General features: G+C 44.0%; 10 protein-coding genes and 1 pseudogene. 6 read left to right on the top strand and 5 right to left on the bottom strand.

Annotation, left to right across the window (positions count from 1 at the left end):
• The first annotated feature begins 401 nt into the window (after positions 1–401).
• On the top strand, positions 402–3,629 hold the full coding sequence (gene gyrB, locus O9323_RS01740) for a DNA topoisomerase (ATP-hydrolyzing) subunit B (protein ID WP_002755900.1): 3,228 nt from the start codon (positions 402–404) through the stop codon (positions 3,627–3,629).
• 196 nt (positions 3,630–3,825) lie between these two features.
• On the opposite strand, the gene O9323_RS01735 is transcribed toward gyrB, so the two are convergent.
• On the bottom strand, positions 3,826–4,155 hold the full coding sequence (locus tag O9323_RS01735; RefSeq protein ID WP_149106493.1) for a BrnT family toxin: 330 nt from the start codon (positions 4,153–4,155) through the stop codon (positions 3,826–3,828).
• A 21-nt stretch (positions 4,156–4,176) separates the two neighbouring features.
• Positions 4,177–4,713, bottom strand: coding sequence for a deoxycytidylate deaminase (locus tag O9323_RS01730; protein WP_002755901.1), 537 nt, complete (start codon positions 4,711–4,713; stop codon positions 4,177–4,179).
• Positions 4,714–5,142: 429 nt separating this feature from the next.
• Here O9323_RS01730 and O9323_RS01725 point away from each other — a divergent pair, with 429 nt between their 5' ends.
• From O9323_RS01725 to O9323_RS01710, 4 genes are all read left to right on the top strand, one after another.
• A complete protein-coding gene (locus O9323_RS01725) occupies positions 5,143–5,871 on the top strand; it encodes an energy-coupling factor ABC transporter permease (RefSeq protein ID WP_002755902.1) in 729 nt (242 codons plus the stop codon).
• A 28-nt stretch (positions 5,872–5,899) separates the two neighbouring features.
• Positions 5,900–6,223: a PDGLE domain-containing protein gene (locus O9323_RS01720; protein WP_002755904.1), complete on the top strand. Its 324-nt coding sequence runs from the start codon at positions 5,900–5,902 to the stop codon at positions 6,221–6,223.
• A 97-nt stretch (positions 6,224–6,320) separates the two neighbouring features.
• Positions 6,321–7,094 (top strand): cobalt ECF transporter T component CbiQ, encoded by a 774-nt coding sequence (cbiQ, locus tag O9323_RS01715; RefSeq protein WP_002755905.1) that lies wholly within the window; start codon positions 6,321–6,323, stop codon positions 7,092–7,094.
• Between the two features lie 14 nt (positions 7,095–7,108).
• Positions 7,109–7,891: an energy-coupling factor ABC transporter ATP-binding protein gene (locus O9323_RS01710; RefSeq protein ID WP_002755908.1), complete on the top strand. Its 783-nt coding sequence runs from the start codon at positions 7,109–7,111 to the stop codon at positions 7,889–7,891.
• 152 nt (positions 7,892–8,043) lie between these two features.
• On the opposite strand, the gene O9323_RS01705 is transcribed toward O9323_RS01710, so the two are convergent.
• On the bottom strand, positions 8,044–8,265 hold the full coding sequence (locus tag O9323_RS01705; protein ID WP_002755910.1) for a DUF4926 domain-containing protein: 222 nt from the start codon (positions 8,263–8,265) through the stop codon (positions 8,044–8,046).
• A gap of 892 nt (positions 8,266–9,157) precedes the next feature.
• On the opposite strand from O9323_RS01705, the gene O9323_RS01700 reads away from it, so the two are divergent.
• Positions 9,158–10,348 (top strand): HEAT repeat domain-containing protein, encoded by a 1,191-nt coding sequence (locus O9323_RS01700; protein WP_130758366.1) that lies wholly within the window; start codon positions 9,158–9,160, stop codon positions 10,346–10,348.
• On the opposite strand, the gene O9323_RS01695 is transcribed toward O9323_RS01700, so the two are convergent.
• Together O9323_RS01695 and O9323_RS01690 are read right to left on the bottom strand one after the other, a co-directional pair.
• Positions 10,349–10,555, bottom strand: coding sequence for a hypothetical protein (locus O9323_RS01695; RefSeq protein WP_002755912.1), 207 nt, complete (start codon positions 10,553–10,555; stop codon positions 10,349–10,351). It lies immediately after the preceding gene.
• Positions 10,522–10,623: pseudogene (locus O9323_RS01690) on the bottom strand (aspartyl protease); the annotation flags it as partial. The gene O9323_RS01695 and the pseudogene O9323_RS01690, both read right to left, overlap by 34 nt.
• Between the last annotated feature and the right edge of the window lie 181 nt (positions 10,624–10,804).

The raw sequence follows: 10,804 nt of genomic DNA, 5'->3' as shown, positions 1-10,804 counted from the left end.
ACTCGACCGACTAAACTGCAACAAAAAGCGTTAGATTTATTGGGAGTTTCCCTGATTTGTACCCAGTAACGGGGCGGCGGAAATTCTCTTAATCCCTTCTACAGCACAGGTTATGGCTTTTTGTCAACGGGGAAGTCCAGTTATTCAATCAGGCATCGGAAATTCCGATTTATGCAAGAGGTCTAATGACAGGGAAGAAAGACACGGTATTGAATTTCCTCTCCTTGCTGCCTTCCAGTGGTTTAGCTTGTAACAAAAATGTCTCCCTATGTCCTATCCCTAATAAAAAATTCTCCCTAAAGGCATTTAAGCAGTCTTTAACCCTTATGTGCTAGAATTTTTGAAGATTTTGCTATTCATTTAGGTTTAATCAGGGATCACAGCCTTTTCAGGGAAATTTTATGACAAGTAACTACGGCGCGGAACAGATACAAGTTCTCGAAGGGTTAGAACCAGTCAGGAAGCGGCCGGGGATGTATATCGGTACGACCGGGCCGCGGGGACTACATCATTTAGTCTATGAAGTGGTGGACAACTCGATCGATGAGGCCCTAGCGGGTTACTGTACTCATATCGAAGTGGATATCAAGGCCGATGGTTCCGTCAGCGTCACTGACGATGGCCGGGGTATTCCCACCGATGTTCACCCCACCACGGGTAAATCTGCCCTCGAAACCGTTCTCACTATACTTCATGCCGGCGGTAAATTTGGCAGTGGTGGTTATAAAGTGTCGGGAGGGTTACACGGAGTCGGGATTTCCGTCGTTAATGCTCTTTCTGCATGGGTCGATGTGACAGTCTGGCGCGATCATAAAGTACATACCCAACGCTACGAAAGAGGTATCCCCGTCACAGAATTGGTCAGCAGTCCCAGTCAAGAGGAAAAAACGGGAACTAGGGTTAATTTCCTGCCAGACACCGAAATTTTTAGCCAAGGCATCGAATTTGATTACAGTACCCTCTCCGGACGTTTACGAGAACTAGCCTACTTAAATGCGGGTGTTAAAATCACCTTTAGCGATTACCGTCCCGAAGAACCCCACATCGAAACCTATTGTTATGAGGGGGGTATTAAAGAATACGTCGCCTATATGTGTCGGGAAAAAGAAACCCTGCACAAAGATATTATCTATGTATCGGGGGAAAAGACGGGAATTAATATCGAAGTGGCTTTTCAGTGGTGTATAGATGCCTATAGCGACAATATTCTCGGTTTTGCTAATAATATCCGCACCATTGACGGGGGAACTCATCTAGAAGGATTAAAGGCAGTTCTGACCCGTACTTTAAATAATGTTGCTCGTAAACGCAATAAAATTAAAGAAAACGAGCCTAATCTAGCGGGGGAAAACGTCCGCGAGGGTTTAACCGCCGTTATTTCCGTAAAAGTCCCCGAACCGGAATTCGAGGGCCAAACCAAGACCAAATTAGGTAACACCGAAGTCCGGGGTATCGTCGATTCGCTGGTGGGGGAAACTCTCAACGAATACCTAGAACAAAATCCCCAAGTGGCCGACACGATTATCGAAAAAGCAGTACAAGCGTACAAAGCGGCGGAAGCAGCCCGACGGGCCCGGGACTTAGTACGACGGAAATCGGTCTTGGAATCCTCACCTTTACCGGGTAAATTGGCTGATTGTAGCGAAAGAGACCCAGAAAAGTCAGAAATTTACATCGTCGAAGGGGACAGCGCCGGCGGTTGTTTTCATGGTGATACAGAAATCGCCCTTGTCGATGGACGCAACCTCAGTTTTAAACAGCTAGTGACCGAACAAGCCCAAGGAAAGGAACATTTTTGTTATACCATTCGTGACAATGGCACGATCGGGGTTGAACGAGTTATTAATGCCCGCATCACCAAAAAAGACGCAGAAGTAATTAAAATTACTCTCGATCATGGTGAAGCGATTATTTGTACTCCTGACCATCTTTTCCTGTTAAGAGATGGTAGCTATAAACCTGCTGCGGCTTTAACTCCAGAAGATGCTTTAATGCCTTTGTATCGGAAATTGTCCGATCTTCGTGACCCCGGAATCACCATTAACGGTTATGAAATGGTCTGGAATCCCGCTTCCGATTCTTGGTTGTTCACTCATGCGATCGCTGATTGGTATAATCGTTGGCAGGGAATTTATCAACTCGAAGATGGAGAACATTGTCATCACATAGACTTCAATAAACTGAACAATAATCCCTCCAATCTTCAAAGATTATCCATTCAAGATCATTTGGAATTACATCGTTATCACATTCAGAAAACTTTACATCGTCCTGAAGTGATCGAAAAATGTCGTCAACTTCGTCAGACTGATGAATTTCGCTTGATGATGAGTCAACGAATGTTAGAACCAGAAACAAGGCAAATTTTATCAGAACAAGCCAAAGCACAATGGGAAGTAGCAGCATATAAAGCCTACATGACCGAAAAATGGCGCACTTTCTACGATACAAATGAGGAATACCGCCGACAAAATGCCGAACAACTTTATCAAGCACAACAGCAATATTGGAGTAGCCAGACAAATCGCCAAGCACAAGCGGATAAAGTTCGTCAATACTTTATCGACCATCCTGAACAGCGTCAAGTTTATTCTGAAACTGCCAAACAACAATGGCAAAATCAGGATTTACTATCATGGCGACGGGAGAAAACTAAAGAACAATGGACAGGGGAATTTCGTTCAAAACGTCGTGATGCTTTGAATAAAACTTACTATCAAAAAACCCTAGCGACCTTAAAACAAATTGAGATCGATCGAGGTTATATTGATTTGGACGCTTATCAAAAATATCGGCTTCAGACGCGGGATAAATCAATATTGCGATTCGATTCTTTCTGCGATCGCTACTTTGATGGTGATAAAAATAAAGCCTTAGAAGCGGTGGCTAATTACAATCATCGAGTTGTGGCGATCAAGCGATTAGAAACAAGATTCGATGTCTATGATATCGAGGTTCCTCATACCCATAACTTTGCCCTTGCTTCTGGCGTTTTCGTCCATAACAGTGCCAAACAGGGGCGCGATCGTCGTTTTCAAGCGATTCTACCTCTGCGGGGAAAAATCCTCAATATCGAAAAAACCGATGATGCCAAAATCTACAAAAATACGGAAATTCAATCCTTAATTACCGCCCTCGGTTTAGGAATTAAAGGAGAAGATTTCGACCCCTCACAATTGCGCTATCATCGCATTGTTTTAATGACTGACGCTGATGTGGATGGCGCGCACATCCGAACTTTGTTGTTAACTTTCTTCTATCGTTATCAGAAGAATTTAATTGACCAAGGTTATGTATATATCGCCTGTCCTCCTCTCTATAAATTGGAACGCGGTAAAAATCATTCCTACTGCTATAGCGATCGAGAATTACAGCAAAAGATAGCGGAATTTCCCTCCAATGCTAACTACACAATCCAACGTTTTAAAGGGTTAGGAGAAATGATGCCCCAACAACTTTGGGATACTACCATGAATCCCGAAACTCGCACTTTAAAACGGGTGGAAATCGAAGACGCAGCCAAAGCTGAGGAATTATTTACCATTCTTATGGGCGATCGAGTTGCCCCCCGGCGAGAATTTATCGAAACCCACGGACCGCGTTTAAATCTTACGGATTTGGACATTTAAACGGTAACTTTGGGCTGTGTTAGTCTAGGCTAATACAGCCCCCGATAAAATCCCTAAATCCAGTTACTAATCGGAGGGTTAGGGATTCAAGGAACCCGGGGCGCATTCCAGAACTTCATCGAAAAAATCAGCTGGCAGCGGGGGATTATCGGGGTCTTCTAGGGCGTTTTTGGCAATTTCCGCCTCACTCATCCCTTTAACTTTCTCCCAGTTCGTTTTGCCTTTCAACTTCGCCCACTGTTCGCGGGTGACTCTGGTAATATGTTCTTCGTTCACGGTTGTTGGCCCTCCTAGCACTAATTATTCGACGAACCGAGCCACGCCATGTATAAACCACCACCAAAACGATATTATCGATTGTACCCACTAGAATCACTCGAATTTCGCCGTAATTCTGACGGGTATCCACGCGCTCAATTGTTGGACCCCTAAAAATCGCTTCCAGGTCGGCGAAATCTATGCCGTGTTTTTCTATATTAGCCTGACGCTTATTTTCATCCCACTCGAAAAGTTGCGGGGTCGTCATTGATGTCGCCGTTGAGGATAACTACCTGGGATCGATCGAAATGGGATTTAATAAAAATAAGGCCGCATGACTAGCCATTTCTTCCGATAAATAAATCTTTTTATACTTAATAATCCCCGTTTCTAGAAAAGAATCCCTTAACATGGCTTTTGTCCCACTATTAAAGTCCGCTTCGTAAAAAACTTCCTTAATTCCCGAAGAAATAATTAGTTTTAAACAGGAAATACAGGGTTCTAAGGTAACATAGATACTAGCTCCTTGGGTAGAAATACCGTGTTTAGCCGCTTGAGCGATCGCATTAGCTTCGGCATGAATTGCCCGAGAGGGAATTTCTCCGGATTCCCGACAGGTTCCCAAACCGGGATAACAAAAACCCTGGGCAGTACAATGAACCGTTCCCGATGGGGAACCATTGTACCCCGTGGCTAAAACCTGCCGATCTTTGACAATTACCGCACCGACGGGAAAAGCTAAACAGGTGGATCTGGTGGCGGCTAATTTAGCGATCATTAAAAAGTATTCGTCCCAAGTCGGTCTTTTTTCTTCAGAGTTGATCACGGTTTCACACCAAGCTAGAAAAAGCGAAAAAGAGGGAGTTATCTCTGATAGCTTATCATTAGATGACCTCTAAACCAATTAAAGCACTGCCCTGACTACCGATCGCGTAGTCAATGTAGTCACCAGCCTCTTCTAACTGATAACTGCTCACTGATTAAGGAATAGCATAAAAACTGAAAAAACCTCGAAAAATTAATAATAATTTAAATAATTTGACTGCTTGAGAATAATTGAGATTTTGGCTGATAGCTAAACCCTGACGACCAGAAAAATAACAGAAATTCTTAAGAAGCTAAAGGGTTTAAATCCCCAGAGAGGGCATTGTAAAATGAAGCGGTTAGTTATCTACTAGAAGAGAGGACTTTTCCGTCCTAGCGACGCAATTCTATGGAAATCTTTAACCCAAATTGCCAAGGAGACTGAATTTTAATGTCTGTTAATTTTCTAGGGGTTGGTTTGTTTCACCCTCTCCTGACCCCTTATCTCGCCCTCCATATACCCGACGGCTTTTTGAGTCCATCGGTGAGTCTATTTACTTGGATAATTGCCGTCGTCCTGATTGGCTTTTCTCTCAAAAAAGTGCGCGGTCACTACGCTGAACGGGCTGTACCTTTGATGGGAGTTTGTGCCGCCTTTATTTTTGCCGCCCAGATGATTAATTTTCCCATTCCGGGGGGAACCTCCGGACATTTGTTAGGGGGGACTCTCGCGGGGGTTTTACTCGGTCCCTGGGCGGGTTCTCTGGTGATGGCGGTGGTTTTTATCGTGCAGGCTTTATTTTTTCAAGATGGTGGTTTAACGGTTTTAGGGGCTAATATCGTCAATATGGGTCTGATCGGGACGTTTGGCGGTTATTATCTCTATCTGGGGATTAGAAAAGCCTTCGGTTTTCATCGTTGGCGCAGTATGGCGATCGCTGTTGCCGTGGCTGCTTGGACAAGTGTGGTGGTGGCGGCGTTAGCTTGCGCCCTGCAATTGGCTTTATCGGGGACTGTACCGCCTTTAGTCGCCCTTGTGGCCATGTTATCTTGGCATATCCTCATCGGTATCGGGGAAGCGGTGATTACCGTTTTCGCTGTCGGTTATATCTGGCGAACCCGTCCCGATCTCCTCTACGATCCGCCCCATTCCGTTAATACTTCTGTTTCCCCTTCCTAAGCTTCTCGTCAATAAAGCAATTAAGTCGATGAATATTCGCAGAAATAGCCAATTTTTCCTGATTGGCTTGGTATTATCCCTAATTATCGCCGTTTTTCTTTCTCCCTTTGCCAGTCCCGATCCCGACGGACTCGATCGAGTGGCGGAAGACTTGCAATTTAGCCAAAAAGAAGATCCCAACGCCCTTGGTCATCAATTACCCTTCGCCCGAATTTTTGATGGTTATGCCCTCAAAGGTGTTCCCCAAGGTGTGGCCACTCCCCTCGCCGGTTTTCTGGGAACTCTTGCCACTTTCGGCATCGCTTGGGGTATCGGTAAATTAGTCATTCCAAAATCCCAAAATCAGGAATAAGTAGATAGGAGTCGAGAAGTGGGGTAGTGGGGTAGTGCGGCATTTGGCTGAAATTTCCCTAAATCCCTAAATACCTAAATCACTGATAACTGAATAAATGCTACACATTGCCACTTTTTCTCGCGAAAATGAGTGCCAAAATTGCGGTTTTTGGCAGAAACTTGCGCCCCATACCCGGGTTTTAGTGACTCTTTTGTTAGTTTTTGCCACAGCCTTAACCCCGAATGGTAGCTGGGAAACTTGGGGGATTTACGGATTAGGATTAATTATTTTAATTCTGATCAGTCGGGTGACTATTCTTGTACTTTTACGAAGAGTAGCGATCGAATTTGTCTTTATCGGTGTGGTTTTATTGGGAACTCTTTTTCGTGATGGCGGCGAAATTCTTTGGTCTTGGGGATTTTTGCGGATAACTAGCGAGGGATTGCTGGTTTTAGGCAGTGTGGCCTTTAAAGCTTTTCTCTGTCTTTGTACGGTCAATATTCTGGTTTTAACCACAGCAATTCCCGACCTGTTACAAGCCTTAGTTACCCTGAAAACTCCCCCTTTATTGGTGGCAATTTTGGCTTCTATGTACCGTTATCTAGCTGTTTTGATCGCTGAATTTAATTCCATGCGAAGGGCAGCAATTGCGCGCAATTTAATGAGTAGTCCCCGATGGCAACGGCTGCTAGTGGGACACATGATCGGCGCTTTATTTGTCCGTACCTACGAACGTGGTGATCGCATTTATCAAGCCATGTTATCGAGGGGTTACACCGGTTCCTTGCCCTCTGTACAGGTTCCCCAAAGTAAGCTGAAAGATTATCTCGCTATAATTGCCATAGTAATTCTGATCCTCTGGGGTCAAATGGTACATCTACTCAGGTAAAAGTCTCGTTTTTCATGCACCACAACCCGATTTTTATTGAAAACCTAGTTTATACCTATCCTGACGGCACAGAAGCGTTAAAGGGTATTAATTTAGCCATCGAAGCTACGGAAAAGGTGGCTTTAGTCGGGGCAAATGGATCGGGAAAATCCACCTTATTACTGCATTTTAACGGTATTCTCCCGCCACAAACCGGTAGAATCACCGTCGGTCCCTACGAAGTTAAACCGGAGAATTTAGAAAATATCCGCAATTTTGTCGGTTTAGTCTTCCAAAACCCCGACGATCAGCTATTTATGCCCACTGTCTGGGAAGATGTGACTTTTGGCCCGATGAATCAGGGTATTCGGGGAGAGGATCTAAACCATCGCTGTCATCATGCTTTACACGCGGTGGGATTGGATTCCCAGCATTACGGTAAGAGAAACAGTCAGAATCTATCGGGGGGTGAAAAAAAACGCGTGGCAATTGCAGGGGTTTTAGCCATGTTACCGGAGGTCTTAGTTTTTGATGAACCTAGCGCCCAACTGGATCCCAGGTCCCGTCGGCAATTAATACAACTGTTAGCCACTTTACCCCAAACCCAAGTGATCGCCACCCACGATCTCGATCTGGCTTTAGAATTATGCGATCGCACGGTGGTGTTAAGTCGTGGTCAGGTGGTAGCAGAAGGAGAAACCGCTAGGATTTTAAGTAATCGGGAATTTTTGGAACAACACGACTTGGAAACACCCCTTTGTTATAGTCGTCCCTACTGTGCGATCGCTGATGCGCCCTCACAAGTCAGTGATCAGTGATCAGTTATCAGTTATTAGATGTGAGTTTTCAGTTCACCGATTACTGTTTACTGGACGGCTACGCCGTGCCTTTGGCAACACTGAAAAAAAGCTCCCTTTTCCCCTCTCATAGACAGTCTTAACGAGTGATTTAGATGGTCAACAGATTACCGCTACTTAGCGGTTAATTTTGGGGATTCTAAGGTAGAATGATGTAATAACATTAATTGATTCTCTTGTAAGATTTCGATAGCATAAGCAAGGCCAGAAGTGTCGCTAAATTCAACTTCAAAAACATTTGGCTCATAGACTTCTACAATTGTTCCCACTTGCCCGCGATATAATCCCAATTGGGGTAAGTCTTCTAATAGAGCAACCACATCTAAGAGTTTCATTTCCTTATCTCCTTATCTCCTTAAAGTACATAACAAGTAACTAAACGGGGAAAATTTTCATCATTTCTGATTATCCAAACACTGGGAATAATAGCTGTTTTGTTTTGATGATTTAGGGGAAAGTCATTAACGAAGGCAGGGGGCGGTCGGCAGGGGGCAGGAGGCCGTTTTTGTAACGGGGATTTATGCCCCGCTCCCAAAACTTTTCGCCTTAAGGCGAGGTTTTAGACCCGATTTTTTCGATAATATACTTTTGTCCATATTCCCACTTCTGCAAGAAGTCTGTGGATAGCTTGCCCTGAGTAAATAGGGCTTGCTGAATAAATGTGAAATGTAGGCAAGGTAAGGGTTTTGTGGCTTTGCTTGCGAAACAGGTGCAAGATTTTGAGAGAATCGTGGTTCAAAACCTTGCGTCTTCATCGGCCCGCGTCCTGTAGGGGCGAAGCATTCGGGCAATAACCTATCGGTGAAACCAGAGATTTTCTATCCGAATGCTTCGCCCGTACTTTTTCAGCAAACCCTAAATACTAGACCTCTTGCAAAAGTCTTAAGTCGATCCTTGTACAGCAACATTTTTGAAGATTATCAACTAAGTAGTCGTGTAAAATAAATTTCCTAGTGAAGATAGGCAAAAGGCAAGAGGCAAAAGGCAAGAGGTAGTTAGATATGTTTAATTAATTTTGCCTGGGTACTTACTAATAAATAATTAACTGAAAGTCCCTCCCATTATTGTTTCTATCGTTTGTTTTCGGATTTATGCAAGAGGTCTACTGATGTCCGATGCACAATGTGGAGATTTATTATCGGTTTCTTGCATTATGAGAGAGGACAAAAACGAGAAAGTCTGACATTCTTAGGATAGGTAGCACGAAAATCGAGGCCATTTCTCACGATGCAAGCTCTGCTAGAAAAAGCTCAGATAGCGTTGAATAAAAAGGACTGGGAGACAGTAAACGCCAGCATACAGCGACTTTTAAACCAAAAAGATGCTGTTGAATCGATTATTAACGATGAAATCCTCGATTTAGCCCTAGAAGCTTTACAAAAATGTGATTTTCAACAGCGATGGGAGATAGCGAAACTCTTTCCTCAAATCGGGCAATCGGCGATCGCTCCTTTAATTGCCCTGTTAGAATCCGAGGAACAAGATGGGGAAATGCGCTGGTTTCTGGCGAGAATTCTCAGTCAATTTGACGATCGAGCCTGTATTCTCGCTCTCAGTCAATTATTGCAAAGATCGGAGGAGGAGGAACTCAGCCAAATGGCTGCGGCTGCTTTAGCTAATATCGGCAGTTCTGCGATCTCTAGTTTAGGGCAATTACTGTCCGACTCTAATACCCGTTTTTTAGCCGTACAAGCTTTATCACAAATTCGCCGGCCAGAAATTATCGAACCGCTTTTAACTGTAGTTAAGGATCAATCTAGCGCCATTCGGGCTATGGCGATCGAAGCTTTAAGCAGTTTTCACCATCCCCGGATTACTGCGATTATCCTTGATGCTTTACGGGATCCGGCTATCGAGGTGCGGCGGGAAGCAATTAAAGCTAGTAGTTACCTGGGGACGAATTATCCCCAAGCAGATTTAGTTAACCATCTGCAACCGCTGTTATTCGATATCCACCTCGAGATCTGTCAAGAAACGGCGATCGCTCTCGGTCGTATCGGCACAGCAACCTCAGCCAAAGCTTTAAATCCACTGCTGCAATCTTCCTTAACTCCCGATAGTTTAAAATTAACTGTAGTGCGAGCATTGGGCTGGATCGAGGATGGAGAAGCTTTAAATTATCTAGAAAAGGCTTTATATAGCGAAAATGTCCTAATTTGTCGGGAAATTATCGCTATTCTCGGCCGGCAAACCTCCCAGAAATTACGCCAACAAGCAGGGGAAATTCTCAGTAATTTTTATCACTCCCGTCCGGCGCTCTTCACTGATACGGGAGTTAAACAGTCTCTAGCGATCGCTTTAGGAGAATTAGAGCGGGATAATAAAAGTATTTTGCTGACTTTAGCAGCCGATGGAGAAGCAATCGTCCGTCTCCATGCTCTCAGCGCCCTGAAAAAGCTAGATCATGGGAATATCTAGCTAGTTTATCGCTGCACAGATGTGGTGAATTTGCCAGTGATCCGCATCCATTTCCCCAAGGATAGCGTTTAATTTCTCCTGCGCTTCTTGAGCAAATTGGGCATTAATGGAAAAATTGACAGAAAGCACTATTTCGTAGATTTTATCAGGGTTAAAGGGCTTAATTTCCTGGTTAAAGGATCGCGACCACCGGGTAATTCTAAACATTCAAAAGTTCCCTCGCGACCACAAAGCAATATTTTAGCATCCTGAAAGACTCTCGCTTTGCTCAACCCGCATTTCTCACAAAAAATGCGATCACTAATCCCAGAAGTCTTACTGGATAAGGGTTTGAATCCAGTGATCGCCTCGGAATAAAAACAACAGTGTGTTGACCGTTCAAGACTGAAGATCATAATCAATTAGACATTAGATAAAAAATGTTCTAAGTGCGTATTTTTTAGATAAATTAATTGT

Origin of the sequence: Microcystis sp. LE19-131.1A (assembly GCF_027532015.1) — a bacterium.
Lineage (GTDB): Bacteria > Cyanobacteriota > Cyanobacteriia > Cyanobacteriales > Microcystaceae > Microcystis > Microcystis ichthyoblabe_A.
Note: the sequence above shows the minus strand (reverse complement) of the source record. Positions and strands in the feature narration are given on the sequence as shown.

Excerpts from the sequence above, each read along its gene's own strand:
- gyrB (WP_002755900.1), top strand. The coding sequence starts at position 402 with ATGACAAGTAACTACGGCGCGGAACAGATACAAGTTCTCGAAGGGTTA.
- O9323_RS01735 (WP_149106493.1), bottom strand. The coding sequence starts at position 4,155 with ATGACGACCCCGCAACTTTTCGAGTGGGATGAAAATAAGCGTCAGGCT.
- O9323_RS01725 (WP_002755902.1), top strand. The coding sequence starts at position 5,143 with ATGTCTGTTAATTTTCTAGGGGTTGGTTTGTTTCACCCTCTCCTGACC.
- O9323_RS01720 (WP_002755904.1), top strand. The coding sequence starts at position 5,900 with ATGAATATTCGCAGAAATAGCCAATTTTTCCTGATTGGCTTGGTATTA.
- cbiQ (WP_002755905.1), top strand. The coding sequence starts at position 6,321 with ATGCTACACATTGCCACTTTTTCTCGCGAAAATGAGTGCCAAAATTGC.
- O9323_RS01710 (WP_002755908.1), top strand. The coding sequence starts at position 7,109 with ATGCACCACAACCCGATTTTTATTGAAAACCTAGTTTATACCTATCCT.
- O9323_RS01705 (WP_002755910.1), bottom strand. The coding sequence starts at position 8,265 with ATGAAACTCTTAGATGTGGTTGCTCTATTAGAAGACTTACCCCAATTG.
- O9323_RS01700 (WP_130758366.1), top strand. The coding sequence starts at position 9,158 with ATGCAAGCTCTGCTAGAAAAAGCTCAGATAGCGTTGAATAAAAAGGAC.
- O9323_RS01695 (WP_002755912.1), bottom strand. The coding sequence starts at position 10,555 with ATGTTTAGAATTACCCGGTGGTCGCGATCCTTTAACCAGGAAATTAAG.